Source organism: Bdellovibrio bacteriovorus str. Tiberius (genome assembly GCF_000317895.1).
Taxonomy (GTDB): domain Bacteria; phylum Bdellovibrionota; class Bdellovibrionia; order Bdellovibrionales; family Bdellovibrionaceae; genus Bdellovibrio; species Bdellovibrio bacteriovorus_F.
Window position 1 is genome coordinate 2,942,062 of sequence record NC_019567.1, and the last position, 16,474, is coordinate 2,958,535.

General features: G+C 51.8%; 17 protein-coding genes. 8 read left to right on the top strand and 9 right to left on the bottom strand.

All coding sequences use genetic code 11. The annotated features are described in order from the left end of the window. Positions 1–2 precede the first annotated feature (2 nt). The 3 genes from BDT_RS13980 to gloA all read right to left on the bottom strand — a co-directional run bounded on the left by BDT_RS13980 (position 3) and on the right by gloA (position 1,750). Positions 3–410, bottom strand: a complete 408-nt coding sequence (locus BDT_RS13980; protein WP_041577892.1) for a hypothetical protein — start codon at positions 408–410, stop codon at positions 3–5. A gap of 73 nt (positions 411–483) precedes the next feature. Continuing rightward, entirely contained in the window at positions 484–1,236 is a 753-nt protein-coding gene (mtgA, locus tag BDT_RS13985) for a monofunctional biosynthetic peptidoglycan transglycosylase (RefSeq protein ID WP_041577893.1), read from the bottom strand. Between the two features lie 4 nt (positions 1,237–1,240). Next, complete coding sequence (gene gloA, locus BDT_RS13990; protein ID WP_015091900.1) at positions 1,241–1,750, bottom strand: lactoylglutathione lyase; 510 nt, start codon at positions 1,748–1,750, stop codon at positions 1,241–1,243. A 120-nt stretch (positions 1,751–1,870) separates the two neighbouring features. Between gloA and BDT_RS13995 the strand changes: the two genes are divergently transcribed. The 4 genes from BDT_RS13995 to BDT_RS14010 all read left to right on the top strand — a co-directional run bounded on the left by BDT_RS13995 (position 1,871) and on the right by BDT_RS14010 (position 6,608). After that, positions 1,871–4,510, top strand: coding sequence for an ATP-binding protein (locus tag BDT_RS13995; protein ID WP_015091901.1), 2,640 nt, complete (start codon positions 1,871–1,873; stop codon positions 4,508–4,510). Between the two features lie 107 nt (positions 4,511–4,617). Next, positions 4,618–5,367, top strand: a complete 750-nt coding sequence (locus BDT_RS14000; protein WP_235046138.1) for a DUF4360 domain-containing protein — start codon at positions 4,618–4,620, stop codon at positions 5,365–5,367. A gap of 56 nt (positions 5,368–5,423) precedes the next feature. Beyond that, complete coding sequence (locus BDT_RS14005) at positions 5,424–6,020, top strand: DUF4360 domain-containing protein (RefSeq protein WP_015091903.1); 597 nt, start codon at positions 5,424–5,426, stop codon at positions 6,018–6,020. 108 nt (positions 6,021–6,128) lie between these two features. Then, a complete protein-coding gene (locus BDT_RS14010; protein WP_015091904.1) occupies positions 6,129–6,608 on the top strand; it encodes a hypothetical protein in 480 nt (159 codons plus the stop codon). On the opposite strand, the gene BDT_RS14015 is transcribed toward BDT_RS14010, so the two are convergent. After that, the gene (locus BDT_RS14015; RefSeq protein ID WP_015091905.1) at positions 6,605–7,789 is read right to left on the bottom strand and encodes an RtcB family protein; all 1,185 of its coding nucleotides are present in this window, start codon (positions 7,787–7,789) and stop codon (positions 6,605–6,607) included. The genes BDT_RS14010 and BDT_RS14015 overlap by 4 nt on opposite strands. A gap of 45 nt (positions 7,790–7,834) precedes the next feature. Here BDT_RS14015 and BDT_RS14020 point away from each other — a divergent pair, with 45 nt between their 5' ends. After that, the gene (locus tag BDT_RS14020) at positions 7,835–8,698 is read left to right on the top strand and encodes a substrate-binding periplasmic protein (RefSeq protein WP_015091906.1); all 864 of its coding nucleotides are present in this window, start codon (positions 7,835–7,837) and stop codon (positions 8,696–8,698) included. Here the strand turns inward: BDT_RS14020 and BDT_RS14025 are convergent. Further along, the gene (locus tag BDT_RS14025; protein ID WP_041577894.1) at positions 8,622–9,254 is read right to left on the bottom strand and encodes a DsbA family oxidoreductase; all 633 of its coding nucleotides are present in this window, start codon (positions 9,252–9,254) and stop codon (positions 8,622–8,624) included. The two genes, BDT_RS14020 and BDT_RS14025, sit on opposite strands and share 77 nt — an antisense overlap. A 31-nt stretch (positions 9,255–9,285) precedes the next feature. Between BDT_RS14025 and BDT_RS14030 the strand changes: the two genes are divergently transcribed. After that, complete coding sequence (locus tag BDT_RS14030) at positions 9,286–10,320, top strand: FUSC family protein (protein ID WP_015091907.1); 1,035 nt, start codon at positions 9,286–9,288, stop codon at positions 10,318–10,320. On the opposite strand, the gene aspA is transcribed toward BDT_RS14030, so the two are convergent. Next, entirely contained in the window at positions 10,317–11,735 is a 1,419-nt protein-coding gene (aspA, locus tag BDT_RS14035) for an aspartate ammonia-lyase (protein ID WP_041577895.1), read from the bottom strand. The two genes, BDT_RS14030 and aspA, sit on opposite strands and share 4 nt — an antisense overlap. A gap of 14 nt (positions 11,736–11,749) precedes the next feature. After that, positions 11,750–12,790 carry an MBL fold metallo-hydrolase gene (locus tag BDT_RS14040; protein WP_015091909.1) on the bottom strand — a complete coding sequence of 347 codons (1,041 nt, stop codon included), beginning with the start codon at positions 12,788–12,790 and terminating at the stop codon, positions 11,750–11,752. Positions 12,791–12,877: 87 nt separating this feature from the next. On the opposite strand from BDT_RS14040, the gene BDT_RS14045 reads away from it, so the two are divergent. Continuing rightward, positions 12,878–14,455 carry an ArnT family glycosyltransferase gene (locus BDT_RS14045; protein WP_015091910.1) on the top strand — a complete coding sequence of 526 codons (1,578 nt, stop codon included), beginning with the start codon at positions 12,878–12,880 and terminating at the stop codon, positions 14,453–14,455. Between the two features lie 73 nt (positions 14,456–14,528). Here the strand turns inward: BDT_RS14045 and BDT_RS14050 are convergent, their stop codons facing one another. Then, complete coding sequence (locus tag BDT_RS14050; protein WP_015091911.1) at positions 14,529–15,197, bottom strand: energy transducer TonB; 669 nt, start codon at positions 15,195–15,197, stop codon at positions 14,529–14,531. Between the two features lie 158 nt (positions 15,198–15,355). On the opposite strand from BDT_RS14050, the gene BDT_RS14055 reads away from it, so the two are divergent. Then, the gene (locus tag BDT_RS14055) at positions 15,356–15,997 is read left to right on the top strand and encodes an O-methyltransferase (RefSeq protein ID WP_015091912.1); all 642 of its coding nucleotides are present in this window, start codon (positions 15,356–15,358) and stop codon (positions 15,995–15,997) included. A gap of 21 nt (positions 15,998–16,018) precedes the next feature. On the opposite strand, the gene BDT_RS14060 is transcribed toward BDT_RS14055, so the two are convergent. Next, entirely contained in the window at positions 16,019–16,420 is a 402-nt protein-coding gene (locus tag BDT_RS14060) for a hypothetical protein (RefSeq protein ID WP_015091913.1), read from the bottom strand. Between the last annotated feature and the right edge of the window lie 54 nt (positions 16,421–16,474).

Genomic DNA, 16,474 nt, shown 5'->3' on the forward strand with positions numbered 1-16,474 from the left:
TTCTAGTCTGCCAAAGCGTCCGGCGCAACCCTGGCTTCGAAGGCCGGGGCCCCCGCCTCCAGCCACGCTTTCAGCAGTTCATACTGACGCACGGTCAGCATGCCCCCCAAAGGCATGCGCTTTTCGACGATGGCGGCCTGATAAATTCTGGCGGCATTGAAGCTGGCCTCTGCATAGGAATCCAAAGCAACGCCCCCGCGGGTGACTCCAAACAGATGACTGTGACAGCGATAACAGCTGACAGAGAAAACCTCGGCATCCACATTCGGGTAGTGCAGCTCTTGCGGGTCCACGGGCTTTTGCGGATTGGTGTCCGGATCCTTCGAACTGTCCCCGCCGGAAGAGATCGCTCCGCAGGCAACCAGTCCCAGTGTCAGCAGCAAAAGCACATACCGGACAAGATGGTGCATAAATCCCCTTCTGACTTAGTCAAAGTCTTGGGGATTTTACTGATGAAGGCAATCTGTCCTTCGACGCTGGATTTTAGTTGGCGGATTCGTCTTCTTCGCTGTCAAACTTCAGATCCAGGAAGTCCAGCACAGAAGCATCGGCCGCTTTGGGAATGGCCGGAGCCACACGATTCAAAATGCGGCGCTGACGGCCGACAACATAGTTGGAAGGGCGATCAATACGGAAGCGGCGGGGATTTGGCAACACCGCCGCAATCAAAGACGCCTGATACGGATTGATGTTGCGGGCACTGCGCTTGAAGTATTTCTGTGAAGCCGCTTCGACTCCGTAAACTCCGGGGCCCAGCTCGATCACATTCAGATAAACTTCCATGATGCGTTCTTTGGGCCAGGTGAATTCAATCAGAATGGTAAAGTAAGCTTCAAAACCTTTGCGAACCCAGTCACGCTGAGGCCACAAAAACACATTCTTGGCCGTCTGCTGAGTGATGGTGCTGGCACCTTTTTTACGCTTGTGGGTTTTGTTGTACTTCATCGCCTTTTCAATGGCGTCAAAGTCAAAACCGTTATGTTCAAAGAAGCGATAGTCCTCGGCCTTCAGCACAGCCTTTTGAACAGAGGGCGAAATCTCTTCCAGCGGAACCCAGTCCTTGTGAATGCCGACAAACTCTTCACCCCACACCGAACTGACCGAACGAATCACCATCAGTGGCGTCAACGGCACCGGAACGAAGCGATACAGCAAAACGAATCCCAGAGTGCTCACCAAAAAAAGCAGCACTGCTTTCAAGATCCATTTTCTAAGAGTTTGCCAACGATTGCGCATGTTTTTACAGAAGACCTGGTTGAACCACCTCAATCCAATATTGATCCGGATCTTTGACAAAAGCGATGTTTTTCATACCGCCCTCTCCCAGACGTTTTTGGAAGTTCACACCCAGGGATTCAAAGCGGGCACAGGCCTGCTGAATGTCCGGGACTGAAATACAGATATGACCAAAACCGCGAGGCTCGGTGTTGCCGTTATGGTACGGCGTGGTTTCCTGCTCTTCGGTGCCCCAGTTGTGGGTCAGTTCAAGGACTGCTTCCCGACCAAAGGCATAACGGGCATTGGCTTCATTATCGGTGGGAACATTGGTGCCTTCCGGAACATATGCCAGGAAGAACAAGGAAAACTTCCACTCTGCAAAATCAAGCTTTCGTACCAGTGTCATCCCTAAAACGCGGGTATAGAAATCCAACGAAGCTTTAGGGTCTTTGATCCTAAGCATGGTGTGGTTGAAAACGTATTGCTGTGTTTCTTTGTCGGGGCTTGCGCACACCCCAGGGATGTTTGACATGGAATTCTCCTAACCGTGGTCTATTCATAACACGCTTTTGACAACAGTTCAAAAAGGCATTTGGTAGAGGGTAAATAGGTATAGATTGTTTCCCCTCTGGAACATCGTTAAAATGGACTTATGTTCCACCGACTTTTAAAGACCTGGGCCTTTCAGACCTTTCTTATTTTCGTTCTGTATTATCTGACAGGACGACTGGGGCTTTTGCTGGCTTTGCCACCGGGTTATGCGTCATTGGTTTGGCCCCCATTTGGTATCAGTATCGCAGCGCTGTTGCTTTTTGGAGTCAACCGCTGGCCCGGGGTTCTGATTGGCGCCTTTCTGGTCAATGCCCGCCACCTGGAAAGTATTTCAAATCTGCTGCTGCCACTGGGGATTTCAGCAGGAAACACGCTTTCAGTCATCATCGCCGCTCTGCTAATCCGACGTTTTCTCCATTTCCCAAAACGCTTCTATCTTGAACGCGAAGTGATTCTGTTCCTGTTCTTATCCGGGCCCGTTGCGGCTTTGTTCAGCGCCGGCTGGGGTGTCGGACTGCTGTATTTCAACGACCTGTTGTCGCAGAAAAATATTCTGATGAACTGGATTCACTGGTTCGTCGGCGATGCCATTGGGGGCCTGATCTTTGCTCCGCTGGCTTTGATGTTTTCAACCCAGTCGCGCCGCTACTGGCTTAAATCTGTCACCAAAGTTCTGGTGCCGGTGTGCGTGGCGTTTGCGCTGATTCTGTCTGCCTCTCAGTACCTGACCCACTCGGAGCAGGAAAAGCAGGCTGGCGAATTCACGCGCAAGGCCGAGTTCACGTTCAATGTTCTGGAAAAGGACTTTAACGGCAACATCGACATGCTGATTTCACTGAAGAGCTTTTTCGACAGCTCAACCACCGTGACCCGTCAGGAGTTCCGTGAATTTGCCACAACCCTGCATTCGCGCCGTCCCGAGGTTCAGGCACTGGCCTGGATTCCTTACGACCGCACCCAGCCTGAAAAATTTCGCATCGAATACATCGAACCCAGCGCACTGAACAGCAAGATCCTGGGTTATGACTTTGGCACTCATCCGGATCGCAATGCCCTGCTAAAAAAGGCACTGGATAAAAAACGCATCATCACCTCCAGCCCGCTGGAGCTGAATGAATTCAATCACCCGGCCCGCGGCATCTATCTGTTTCTGGCCATTGGCCGCCCTGAAGGAGTGCTGCTGGAGGTTTTGCGCCTGGATGGTATTCTGCGGGACCTGACCGATGTTCTGAATGATCCCAGCTATCGTGTTTTGATCGAAGACGTCACCAATACTTCAGCCCGTGAACTGATGGTCGACACCCTCACGGACACCGCAAACGACTTCCATGCGGACTTCAAATGGAGTTCCCATCTGGAGGTCGGCGACAGGCAGTGGGAAATCACGGTTCAACAGGACACGTCCCTGCGCCAGGGTTCGGCATTTAATGCCGCCGTGTTTTTGCTGACCTCGCTGATATTTGTGTTTTTGATCTGCGCCCTGCTGCTGACCATCGCCAACCGCATCATCACGGTGGAGGAAATCGTTGATGAAAAAACCCAGCACTTGATTGATCTGAATGTGCAGCTGAAAAAGGCGTCAGAAACAAAATCCGAGTTTCTGGCCAACATGAGCCACGAAATCCGCACTCCGCTGAACGTGATCGTCGGCATGTCTGACCTGCTGGAAGAATCCCCGCTGAATGATGATCAGAAGCACTATGTGGAGATTTCCAAAAAAGCCGGCCACAATCTTTTAAGCATCATCAACGACATTCTGGATATTTCAAAAATCGAAGCCGGCCTGGTGACACTTGAAAAAACCGAAGTTGATCTGCACAGTCTGGTGGCCGACATCACCGAGATGTTTGAACTGAAGGCCCGCGAAAAAAATCTGGAACTGACTGTTTATCTCAGCGAGGACACCCACAGTATTTTCATGGGTGACCCGACCCGCATCCGCCAGGTGCTTTCAAATCTGATCAGCAACTCTTTGAAGTTCACCACGGACGGTTCAATCCGGGTGGAGCTGATGAAGAACCAGACCGAACTGGACGGCAATCTGATTTTCCATGTCAGTGACACCGGCATTGGCATTCCGCGCGACAAGATCCCACAACTGTTCCAGCCGTTCACCCAAGCCGACTCAACTATCACCCGCAAGTTTGGCGGCACGGGTCTGGGGCTTTCTATCTCGAAACGACTGGTGAAGATGATGAATGGTGACATCACCATTGAAAGTGAACTGCACCGCGGAAGCCGTTTTTCATTCAGCCTGGAACTGCCTTGGCTGCGCGATGTGCAGGAAGAAATGCAAAGTCCGTCCGAAGACAGTGGCCCGGCATCCACCGGAACCCCAACGACGCTGGAACCTTTGTCCATTCTTATAGTGGATGACACCGATGACAACCGTCTGCTGATCAAGGCTTACTTGAAAAACACCCCTCACCAGATCACCGAGGCCAGCAACGGACGCCAGGCTTTGGAGCTGGCACAAAAGCAGCGCTTTGATCTTATATTGATGGATATGCAGATGCCGGTGATGGATGGTTTTACCGCCACCCAGAAGATCCGCAAGTGGGAACAAGAACACAAACAACCGCCTACGACTATCTGGGCACTCACCGCCTTTGCCTTGAAAAATGAAATTGATCGCAGTCTTTCCGTTGGTTGCAATTTGCATCTGATCAAACCCCTGCGTAAAGCCGACCTGCTAAATCATATTCAAAAACTGAGCGAAGAACGACACCAGTCTCGCTAGTGCGTCATGACAGAGGTGGAGCCACGCTGCCACCGAAAGCGCTGGCCCGGCCCTTGCTATATGGATTCCCAGGTGACCGATGTCACCAGTTTCTGGGGGGAAACATTATGATCTGGCGGGGAATCACTTCATTACTTGGAATGTCTCTATTAATGTCTGCACCGGCAGCCTTGGCCCAAACGCCACCAGGCATCCGCATTCACAGCATTCAGGCAATTGGTACTGGATGTCCGGCAGGCACTTACAACGCCACGATTTCTCCGGATGCGCAGACGTTCTCTTTGCTTCTGGACAATTTTATCGCTGAATCCACCATGCAACGCCCGATCGTTCGCCTGAACTGCGAACTGAAGGTGAACTTCCAGGTGCCTGCGGGATGGACTTTCGCGGTGACCTCCGCTGACTATCGCGGCTTTGCTTACGCCGAAGCCGGCACGATGGTGACTCACCAGGCGCTTTATTCTTTCGATGGCAGCAAGCCCCGCAACGAACGCCCGGGCTATGAAAACGGTGGCACTTACAACTTCCGCGCACAGGAATTCCGCGGACCTTACAACGACACTTACTATATCCGTCATCAGGTCGACAGCCGTGTCGCTCCGTGGGCGGCATGTAACGCCAACTCCATTCAATCATTGTACATCACTACTTATCTGATGGCCCGCAACCTGAACCTGTCGTCCCTGCTGACCGCCCAGATCACTCTGGACAGCATCGACGGTCAGGTTCAGTCACAAAGATACCAACTGGCCTGGAAGACGTGCCGACCAAGTAATGGTGGCGTCAATCAGCCACCAGGACGTGATCCGGGACCGGGTCGACCGAACAATCCTGGCAGACCGCCGCGTTTCCCATAATTAAAATTCAAAACCAAATTAACGAACTAACAATGTCATAATCACAAGGGGGATTTATGAAAGGTAAACTATTGATCGCAATCGCGGGGATGATCTCTGCAATGAGTCTGCAAGCCAACGCTCAGGAAATTCGCCTGGGTCAACCAGCCTACGGTGGAACCGGCTGTCCTGCGGGAAGCGCCAGTGTCACTGTGAGTCCGGATGCTTCTGCACTCAGCATCCTGTTTGATAACTATGTGGCGGAAGCCGGCAGTGGCCGATCCATGGATCGCAAATCCTGTAACATCTCTGTCCCAGTGACAGTGCCAAGTGGTTACAGCGTGGCAGTCATCCAGGTCGATTACCGTGGATTCAACTTCGTGCCTCGTGGTGGTATGTCACGCTTTGATGCGGAATACTTCTGGGCTGGTGCGCGTGGTCCAAGAATCAGCCGCACGTTCATGGGTCCGGTGAACGACAGTTACACTATTTCTGACGGTCTGATTGCCAGCACTATGGTTTGGACGCCGTGCGGAGCCAACGTGAACTTGCGTGTCAACACATCCATGATGGCTAAATCCAACGCCCGTGGCGAACAAACCCTGGCAACAGTGGACAGCGCCGACATCAGCTCCGGCCTGATCTACCACTTGCAATGGAGACGTTGCCGCTAGTTTCTTAAGAACCCCAATTGGGCTCCTGCAGAGCTGCTAAAAGTAGATGTCATTGGCGATAAAATACGCTAGGATCGGCTTTTAAAAGCGAACCAGGAGCCCTACCCCATGTCCAAATCAGCTCATCACTCTGCCACTCTTCAAGTCCGTCAAGCCCTGTGGGCTCTGCAAAAAGAAGTATTGAATTCTCTGAAAGAGCAATTCGACCGCGAAGTGGGCTATCAAGCCGCTCCGACAGAATGGTTCCAGGTTTTGATGACCGCAGAACGCTACTTGTGGCTGCGCGAACTGACCTCCCTGATGGCCGATATCGATATCCTGACCGAACTGGAACACGTTTCTGAAGAAGACGCCGGTGTGGCTCGCGCGGAAATCGAAAAACTTTTGATTAATCACGTTGAAGAAGGTTTCGGAAAACAGTACCGGGATCTGTTGATGTCCGGTGTAGGTTTGCTGCCACTGCATTCACAACTGAAAGCAGATCTACAACATTTGCCAGAAACCAAAATTGAAAAGCATCAGACAGTGCATCACCGAAAAAACTGGCAGGAAGCTCACCGCCAGCAGTCCCGCAAGAAACGCAACTAGCCTTTCACGCACAGCACCTGCTTTAGCACCGCCACCACATCGACCAGATCCGTTTGATTTTTCATCACCTGGTCGATGTCCTTGTAAGCGCTGGGAATCTCATCAATGACCCCGGCGTCCTTACGACACTCCACCCCCGCAGTTTGTTTTTGCAAGTCCGCCAGACTGAAACGACGTTTGGCTTCCGAGCGTGACATGCGCCGACCCGCCCCGTGCGAACAGGAATCAAAAGATTCGGCACTGCCCTTACCCCTGACGATGTAAGATCGGGCCCCCATCGAACCGGGAATGATGCCCAGATCCCCTTGCCTTGCGCGCACGGCCCCTTTGCGGGTGACCAGAACGTCTTCACCATAATGAACCTCGCGCGTGGCATAGTTGTGGTGACAATTGACCTTCAGGGAATACGGCAGCGGCGCCCCTTTTTTCCCGACGTGATGGGAAATCACCTCCATCACCCGGCGAAGCATCTCTTCGCGGTTTTCCAGAGCATAACTTTGTGCCCACTCCAGATCGCGCATGTAATTTTCGTATTCCGTGGTTCCTTCAAGGTAATAAGCCAGATCCGGATCGGGCAACTTCACCGCCAGCTTTGCGATTTCGCCTTTGGCTTCGCGGATGTGTTCTTCGGCCAGACTTTTACCAACGTTGCGGGAACCGGAATGCAGCATCACCCACACGGCACCTTCTTCGTCGGTGCAGATTTCAATAAAGTGATTGCCTCCACCCAGACTTCCCAGTTGGTGAGCGGCGCGGTCTTTTAAGCGCAACAATGAAACGGACTCAGGCATGTTCTTCCAGCCCTTCCAGTTTTGCACTTCCTGGGTCAGCTTTTTGTTGGATTCATGCCCCAACGGAATCACACGTTCAATTCCGGCACGCAGGCGATCCAGATCATGCAGCACCAATTCCGGATTCACATTCAGACGAGCGGCAATCATACCGCAACCAATATCCACACCCACAGCCGCCGGGATCACCGCGCCCTTGGTGGCGATCACGCTTCCGACTGTGGCTCCAATTCCCAGATGCACATCAGGCATTGCAGCCACGTGTTTGAATACAAATGGCAACGACGCCACATTCTGAAGTTGCTTCAGTGCTTGTGACTCGACTTCGGATTCCGGGGACCAGATTTTCACTGGAACGTGAGCAGACTTGATATTCGACAGGACTGGCATATAGCTCTTCCTCCACCGATGTTTGATCTGTGATAAGATTAACACATGTCGCAGCTGTTTTTTTTGATTATTTTTTTACTGCTGCCACTGGCGCAGCCCTGCTGGTCTTCACAAATTCCATTAAGAATTGTGACCGAGCACTGGCCTCCTATTACCTATGAAAAATCGGGTGCCGCCGAAGGCATGGCTGTGGATCTGGCGCGCATGATTCAAAAATCAGCGTCGCTCACACAAAGTATTGAAGTTCTGCCCTGGCCGCGGGCTTATCACCTTGCCGTGAATCAGCCGGACGTTCTGCTGTTCACGGTGGTCCGCAATCCCGAACGCGAAAAACTTTTCACGCTGATTGGTCCCATTGCCAACGGTGAAATCGCCATTTATGTGCGAGGCACCTATGACCTTGGCAAAGTGACCCTGCAATCCCTGAAAAAAGAACTGCGCATCGCCACTCATCGGGGCACGGCTTTTCATAATATTCTGGAACAAGAGGGCTTTCGCAACATCGTTCCGGTGAATTCATCGGTTAACGCCGTAAAAATGCTGATGACGGGCCGGGTGGATGCCATCTGTGATGATGAACTGGCGGTCGCCGAACTTTTCCGCCGCGCGGGATACACTTCCAGCCCCTTCGTCAAAGTTCTGTCACTAAGTCACAGCTCGTTGTACTTTGCCTTTTCGCGGGGGACTGCACCTTTGACGATCACAAAATGGAAAACGGCCTTTGAGGAAATCAAACGCACCGGTCAGTTTGATCACCTTTACAAAAAATGGTTCTTAAATCTGAAGGCACCTGCGGGAGTTCATATTTCACTGCCTCCCCCACACCCGGTTCTTAAACTTGTTGAAAGGCCTGCAAAAACACCTCGAGTGGCTGAGCTCCTGAAATTCCAGCCTCCCGATTTAAAATAACAAACGGCACACCACTGATTCCCAGCGCATACGCTTCATCAATCAGCGCAGCCACTTCATTGAAACCCTGATCGCTCTGCAGGAAGGTCAACACGTCAGCCTTGTCATAACCCACTCGCGCCATCACACCTGCCAAAACTTCACGCTGGGACAGATCCAGGGCCTCGGCATAGTAAGCCTGGTAAATTTCATTGGTGACCGCGACCTGATTGTTTCGGGTGCCCGCCCACCAGATCAGACGATGGCAGTCCATCGTGTTGATCTGCACCTGCATTTTATCAAAATGAAGTTCCGCGCCTGCTGCCGCCGCTGCTTGAACGACTCTTTGTTCTGCCATTTGAAAACGTTCGCTATTGCCAAACTTGGCCGCCAGATACGCCGCACGCGAAACACCTTCTGCCGGAGTGCCAGGATCCAGTTGAAACGGAAGAACACTCACATCAAAGTCATACTCATCTTTGACAGACTCCATGGCCTTGAACAGTGTTGTTTTTCCGACATAACACCATGGACAAACAATATCGACCACCAGCTCAAGTTTGATTTTCTTTTTCATAAGGCACCTCAGCAGTAGTATACTGAGTTTCATGAGTCTGCGCCAACATATCGACGAAGTTCTGCGAATTCAGCCGATGCCATCTCCATGGCCTCGCATGTTCGTTTGTGCTTTTGCGACAGCCTTTCCCCTGGTGGTCGGCATGATGATGGGACAACTGCCCGTGGCGATCTTTGGTTCGCTGATGGGGTTCCTGCTGCCCCTGAATGATCATCTGGGGACCTTGGGGCATCGTCTGTGGACGATCACGCTTACCTTTGTGATGATGGCGGCAGGGCTTTCCCTGGGAATACTGACTCACAAACACAACGCTCTTTTCATTCCGACGCTGTTGGGTCTGGTGTACTGGCTGGGCCTGATGGGCGGAGGCAAAGGGGCAGAGCTTGAGCGGGCCTTGTTGTTTTCAATCTTTCAGGTTCTGGCCGGAGCCTATGCCGGTGATCTGCAAAAATATTTTGTGCCGATCGTAAGTTATGCTTTCCTGGGTTATCTATGCGTTTTTGTTTCATTGGCCATCTTGGTGTTTCTGCGCCGACACAAGCCCAACCCTTTTGCACGACTTCGCACCACGCTGAAAGAATCCATGACGACAGAAAAGTCGCGGCATCTGTACGCCACGGGCTATGCTCTGGCGATCCTGCTGAGTTTGATTGCCGTGGATGTGTTGAAGGTGGATCACGGATACTGGGCCGTCGGCACGGTATTGATTATTATGCGCCCGGAAATCAAACAAAGTGTTTATCGCAGCATTCAGCGTTTCCTGGGAACATTGGTGGGTGTGGTTGTGGCTGATGTCATCATCTATGCCGAGCCGCCTTTGTGGATGGCAATTCTGATTCTGGCTCTGGTCAGTTTCTGGGGACCATGGTCCATCATCCGCAGCTACTGGCTGGGTTCGGCGGTGATGGCCGTAATGCTTTTGCTGATTCTGGACATGCCCAATCTGGAAAGGGGTGATTTGCACACCCCGATGATTCGCCTGACAGCCACGGGCATCGGCTGCCTGCTGGCGCTGGTGGGCATCCTGCTGGTGAACCCGCAGGTGCTTTTCCGACGCCGCAGTTAGTGCTTCTTACCGACGTATTTCGGATTCAGCAGATTTTCCATTGAAAACAACTCATCCAGCTGGGCTTGAGTCACCACTCCGCGCTCCAAGGCCACTTCAGCCACATTGCGACCGGTTTCTGCGCAAATTTTCCCAATGCGATCGCCCTCATCGTGACCAATAATCGGATCCAGATAAGTGACGATACCGATGCTGTTCATCACGTAATCGCGGCAGCGTTCTGCATTCGCGGTGATGCCCTTCACACATTTGTGCTCTAGCGTTTCACAGGCATTTCTTAAAAGATCCAATGATTCAAACAAACTGGAGGCGATGACTGGCTCCATCACGTTCAGCTGCAGTTGTCCTGCTTCCGCGGCCAGCGTGATTGCCAGATCATTGCCGATGATTTTAAAGCTGACCTGATTCACCACTTCCGGAATCACCGGATTTACTTTGGCCGGCATGATGGAAGATCCCGCCTGCATTTCTGGCAGGTTGATTTCCTTCAAGCCCGTGCGCGGACCGGAACTAAGCAAACGCAAGTCATTGCAGATTTTAGACAGCTTCACTGCCGTGCGCTTCAAAGCGCCAGAGATGATGATGTAAGCTCCACAGTCACTGGTGGCTTCGATGTAGTCTTCAGACTGCACAAACGAATGGCCCGTGACTTCAGCCAGTTTTTGCACGGCCAAAGAGGCATAACCCGGAGGCGTGTTAATACCCGTACCAATAGCCGTCGCACCCAGGTTCACTTCAAGCATGAATTTCTGAACTGTGCGGGTCAGACGACCGTCTTCCTTCAGCAACGTTGCAAAGGCGTTGAATTCCTGTCCCAGGGACATCGGAACCGCATCCTGCAACTGCGTGCGGCCCATTTTCAAAACGCCCTGGAATTCTTTGCCTTTTTTCTCGAAAGCCAAAGCCAATGAATCCAAAGCCGCCAAAGTGCCATTCAGGTGTTCATACAGCGCCACACGAAAAGCCGTCGGATAAGCATCGTTGGTGGATTGGCATTTGTTGACGTGATCATTTGGATTGATCACTGCATAGTTGCCTTTTTGCAGACCGCGCTTTTCCAAAGCGATATTGGCAATGACTTCGTTCGCATTCATGTTGATGGAAGTCCCCGCCCCACCCTGATACACGTCTGAAGGGAACTGCTGACCCCATTTTTTAGGATCTTGCAAAACAAGGTTACAGGCTTCAACCAGGGATTTGGAAACATCCGCCGGGATTGTGCCCAGTTCACCATTGGCCAAAGCGCAGGCTTTCTTCACCAGCGCCAGACCACGCACGAAACTTTGATTGCCCCCTACCGGGACACCAGAAATCTGAAAGTTCTCCATCGCACGCACGGTATGAATTCCGTAATAAGCTTCCGCAGGGACTTTCTTTTCACCCAGCAAATCTTTTTCTACGCGGAACTTTTCCATCACAAACTCCAAGTCTATTTTCTATTGTCCAATTTCAAAACTTCACCGTGCATCATCACTCGGAATCCACTTGCGTCGACTCCGGCACGTTCCCTTGCCGCTGCCAGCTCTTGAGGAGGTTCGGCCATGGGTTCGTCACTGAGACGGAAAGTGCCCCAGTGTACCCCAATGCTCAGGCGGGAATGAAGATCCTTATGAATTTTAACTGCTCCATCCGGATCCACATGCTGCTGCCCCATGAACCAGCGCGGCTCATAAGCGCCAATCGGGATCAGCGCCAGATCCACATCACCAAATTTGGTGTGCACATCTGAAAAATCCTTCGAATACCCAGTGTCGCCGGTATAGAAGAACTTGAATTTTTCTGACTGCACGTGCCAGCCGCCCCACAGGCTTTGATTGCGGTCCCAAAGGCTGCGCTGAGTCCAATGCTGGGCCGGAGTGAACGTGATCGTCAACCCATCCAGTGTGAACTGATCCCACCAGTCGAGTTCTTTGACGTTTTCAATTCCTTCGGATTTCAAAAGATCGGCATTACCCAGCGGAACCAGGAACAGGGTCTTCCCCTGATTCTGCTTGTTCAGATCACGCAAAGTTTTTAAATCCAGATGATCATAGTGACTGTGAGACACCAGCACCACATCCACCGGCGGCAGGTCTTTTTGTTCAAACGGCAGCGCCACCAGACGCTTCGGACCCATAAAACTGACTGGCGAAACTCGGTCTGAAAAAACCGGATCGGTGACAATGTTTTTTCCTTGAAGTTGCAACAGGAACGAACTGTGCCCGATCCAGGTCAGTGTGGTTTGGTTTTTATTCTGACGCAAAAAATCCGTGTCCGTCTTCAGAACAGGCGGATTGAACGGCGGCTCGTCCTTGTGCGGCCCCGTCAGACGTTCCCACTGCCACTTCCAGAAGCTGGCTTTCGGAGAATTGTCATAGTTGTTATAAAACTGGGTTTCCCCGCGATGCGGTTTCTGGGGGTCGTGATAACGGAAACTTTGGCACCCCAAAAACACAAACAACCCGGCCACAGCGATCAAGGTCAATTTCATGCCCCGCAGAGTCTCACCGAGAGGCTTTGTAGGCAAGAATTTGGTTGCCACCGACGCCCCAAGATATTACGACAGAGCTTTGACAAAATGACCGAACACCCCAGCAAGGACACCCCTGTGATTCGTGAATTCTGGAAGCAGCAAAACCTCTCGCAAAAAGTCACCATCCTGTTCATTTTGACACTGATTTTCCGGGCTTTTTTCTCGCTTCATATCGGGCTGATCGATGACGAGGCTTACCACTGGTCCTGGGCTAAATGGCCCCAGCTTTCCTATTTCGACCACCCGGCGATGATTGCATGGCTTGAAGCCATCACCACCAGCGCTTTTGGTGACACCTATCTGGGTGTGCGCCTGCCGGGCTTCCTGTGTTTTGTCGGCACCGTGATCTTGCTTTACAAACTGACACGTGACTTGTTTGACGACTGGGCGGCGATTTTTGTCGGCCTTGTTTTGCTATGGTCCCCGTTCTGGGGCTTTGGCGGCTATGTCGCATCACCCGAACCTCCGTTCATGTTCTGTTGGGTGGCGGCATCCTACGTGTTCTGGCAGGGCGTGCGTGAAGACGGCAAAGCCTGGAGTGTGAAAAAAACCTGGATCTGGCTGGGAATCCTGATGGGCCTGGGGCTGAATTCCAAATTCATCATCGCGCTTTTGGCACCGGGGTTTGGTTTGTACCTGCTGGCGACTCCGTCCCGCCGCAAAGATCTTTTGACGCCTTGGCCGTGGGTGGGTTTGCTGATTGCGACCGCCTTGGCCACACCGATCTTCCTGTGGAATCACCTGCATGACTGGCCGGGCTTCAAGTATCAGTTCCATGACCGTCACACCGGTGCGCGATTTGATATCGGCCGCTGGTTGGTGTTCTTTGGTGCGCAACTGCTGTTTGCAACCCCGTTCCTTTACGTGATGATTGCTTTGGCGTTTATTACTTCCTTCATTAAACGCCACGAGGCACGCTGGAGATTCCTGCTGTGTCTGACCCTGCCTTCCATCGCGATCTTCTATCCACAGCCTCTGTGGGCTGAATACAAGCCTCACTGGAGTGGCGCGGCCTACACCCTGCTTTTGATGGGTGCGGGGGCGATCTGGTCTCAAGGTTTGGTGTGGGGTCGTCGCCAAATTGTTCAGGCGCGAAGCAAAATCTTCACCTGGGGTATTGGCGCCTTCTTTGTGCTGCTGGCATTGATCAGCTACACACCGTTTGCTTATCCGTGGATTCCAAAAGCGTACAAACTGTTCAACCCGAATGGCGAATGGCAGACCACCTATGACTTCAGTAACGAATTCACCGGCTGGGAAGACCTGGGTCGTTATGTGAACCGTCGCCAGCGTGAAATCCACGCCGAAAGCGGCAGCAAGCCGTTCATCGCGGCTCACCGCTATGAAAACACGGCGCAGACCACCTGGGGCACAAAACAGAAAGTGTACATGCTAAGTTCTACCGTCAGTCACTATACTGTGATGCAGTCACCGGAAGAAATGAACAACCTGAAGGGTCAAAACGCGATCTTCGTCAGCACGGAGAAATATCCGGCCGATCCGATGGAGTGGGCCGCGTGGGATGGTTGCGACAAAGAAACGCTGAAGACGTTCCGCAACGGCATCCACGCCCGAACGTTCAACGTGTACTTCTGCCGCAACTTCCAGGGCATCACCAAATAACCCTGCCTTTAAAATCGGATTAAATGCCTCCGGCGCAAGGCGGAGGCAAGCTCTCGCAGCGCAGGCGTGCTCTTTAGTTCAACACGTACTCGATAGGAACTGTGATCGACCAGGAACCTCTTTGGATTTCCTGCGGGAATGGCTTTAAGCCGTGAATGCCTTTGACCAGATCCAGGGCCGCCTGATTCAAAGAATCATAAGGTGTCTTTTCAACGATTTCGCTGGTCAGCAGTGAACCATCTTGCGCTAAAGTAAAGCGCATGGTGACTTTCCCCGTCTGACCCATTTTTTTTGCCAGCATTGGATAGCGCTTACGGTGCTCCAGCAGTTTTTTGATCTCGTAAAGGTAACGCTGCTCTGGCGACACCTCTATCCCGTTGGCAACCCCTTCACGGCCTTCCAGTGCGCCCTGATCAGACGTTCCCGCCAAAGAACCCGCGGTCTTGCCGTTTGGAACCGGTTGCGGAGCGGACTCCGTCACTTTTTCAGTTTTAACAGCCGGGCCTTCAGAATTATCAGCAACCACCGGGGCCTTTGCTTTAGGGACTTTGACCTGTTGTTCTTGTTTGGGCGCCTGAACGCTGCCGCCATCCCCATACTGAAGCTCTACCCCTACGGGCAAAGGAAGCACGCTGGGTGCCGCCATGCCCACCGCCAACGCAAACAGCCCGCCATGCAAAAGCACCGACAGGATCAGGGAACGGTTGATAGTGAAAGAAAATGAGAATTGTTTATTGGACATGGCCTTAGGGCAAATTTATAGATTCTTGCCCCTGAAAACTCAATACAGGGACCCAAAAATGGGCTCAAATGTAATTAATTTAGATTTGAGCCTTCGCTAATGAAAGCGAAATGAAAAAATGGACATTTGGCAGAGGGAAATCTAAAACCTAAACCCTGATGACGTCCCTGAACCCGCACTTTACCTTTAACTACTCCCAACCCGAGGAATACCGTTTTTCCCATGATTCGGTGTTTTTGGCGCGCCAGGTGTTTGAGTTTTTGCACGAGGATTTAAGCGCCCTGACGGCTTTAGATCTGTGTTCAGGCTGCGGGATCGTGGGCTTGGATTTTCTGTATCACTGCAAATCAGAAAACCGTGCCTATCCCTGCGGCTTTGATTTCATGGAAGTGCAGGATGTTTACCGCGATCACTTTGAAAAAAATCTGACTGCGTTTGGAGACAACCAGCCCTCCGTGAATTTCGTGAATCAGAACTATGAGTCCCTGCTGACACCAGAATTCAGCACCCGCTATGATCTGATCCTGAGCAATCCGCCTTACTTCCGCATCAATCAGGGAAAACTATCGCCATCAGAGTTTAAAAACCGCTGTCGCTTCTTTATTGATTCTGATTTTACAAATTTGATTCGCGGAATTGATGCCGCTTTGAAACCACAAGGCCGCGCCTTCATCTTACTGCGCGATTTACAGGATCACGGCTGGAATCCCCTGGAAGAAGCCCGTCGTCTGCTGAACGGGCGCCGTGAAATACAAAAGGTGGCCGACATTCGCGGCACGCCTTTGGTTCTGATCAACTAACCACAATAAGAGGCTGGCCGACTAGCGGCAGAAGATCGAGCCGATGGTTTGTGGCTTCAATGGGAAGATTTGTTCCTGCTGGATCTGACCCACCAAACGACCGCTGATACCATACACAAGATTGATGATGTACTTGCCGTCACCTGCACGGTTTTCAACGCAAGAGTAAGCCGGCGAACGATCCGGAATGTTTTGTTCTGGGCGATCCGCTTTTTTGCAGATCATGTTCACCGCGAAATCACCATCGAAAGTCGCCAGCATACCTTGCTTCAAATTCACAACCGCTGTGTCCTGAATCACGAAAGAAACAGCCGTGTCGTCATTCAGATGACCGGAACACTTGGCAACAACTGCAGGTAAAACATCCGCTTGAGCGACAACAGACACAAACAACGCAGCAAAGGCAAATACGATGGCTTTCATTGAAAAACTCCCGTTTTGAAAATTCGAGGGTTTTTTAACAAAATTCCCCGCACT

Bases quoted from the DNA above. Each gene is read 5' to 3' on its own strand.
- BDT_RS13980 (WP_041577892.1), bottom strand. From the start codon at position 410: ATGCACCATCTTGTCCGGTATGTGCTTTTGCTGCTGACACTGGGACTG.
- mtgA (WP_041577893.1), bottom strand. From the start codon at position 1,236: ATGCGCAATCGTTGGCAAACTCTTAGAAAATGGATCTTGAAAGCAGTG.
- gloA (WP_015091900.1), bottom strand. From the start codon at position 1,750: ATGTCAAACATCCCTGGGGTGTGCGCAAGCCCCGACAAAGAAACACAG.
- BDT_RS13995 (WP_015091901.1), top strand. From the start codon at position 1,871: ATGTTCCACCGACTTTTAAAGACCTGGGCCTTTCAGACCTTTCTTATT.
- BDT_RS14000 (WP_235046138.1), top strand. From the start codon at position 4,618: ATGATCTGGCGGGGAATCACTTCATTACTTGGAATGTCTCTATTAATG.
- BDT_RS14005 (WP_015091903.1), top strand. From the start codon at position 5,424: ATGAAAGGTAAACTATTGATCGCAATCGCGGGGATGATCTCTGCAATG.
- BDT_RS14010 (WP_015091904.1), top strand. From the start codon at position 6,129: ATGTCCAAATCAGCTCATCACTCTGCCACTCTTCAAGTCCGTCAAGCC.
- BDT_RS14015 (WP_015091905.1), bottom strand. From the start codon at position 7,789: ATGCCAGTCCTGTCGAATATCAAGTCTGCTCACGTTCCAGTGAAAATC.
- BDT_RS14020 (WP_015091906.1), top strand. From the start codon at position 7,835: ATGTCGCAGCTGTTTTTTTTGATTATTTTTTTACTGCTGCCACTGGCG.
- BDT_RS14025 (WP_041577894.1), bottom strand. From the start codon at position 9,254: ATGAAAAAGAAAATCAAACTTGAGCTGGTGGTCGATATTGTTTGTCCA.
- BDT_RS14030 (WP_015091907.1), top strand. From the start codon at position 9,286: ATGAGTCTGCGCCAACATATCGACGAAGTTCTGCGAATTCAGCCGATG.
- aspA (WP_041577895.1), bottom strand. From the start codon at position 11,735: ATGGAAAAGTTCCGCGTAGAAAAAGATTTGCTGGGTGAAAAGAAAGTC.
- BDT_RS14040 (WP_015091909.1), bottom strand. From the start codon at position 12,790: ATGAAATTGACCTTGATCGCTGTGGCCGGGTTGTTTGTGTTTTTGGGG.
- BDT_RS14045 (WP_015091910.1), top strand. From the start codon at position 12,878: ATGACCGAACACCCCAGCAAGGACACCCCTGTGATTCGTGAATTCTGG.
- BDT_RS14050 (WP_015091911.1), bottom strand. From the start codon at position 15,197: ATGTCCAATAAACAATTCTCATTTTCTTTCACTATCAACCGTTCCCTG.
- BDT_RS14055 (WP_015091912.1), top strand. From the start codon at position 15,356: ATGACGTCCCTGAACCCGCACTTTACCTTTAACTACTCCCAACCCGAG.
- BDT_RS14060 (WP_015091913.1), bottom strand. From the start codon at position 16,420: ATGAAAGCCATCGTATTTGCCTTTGCTGCGTTGTTTGTGTCTGTTGTC.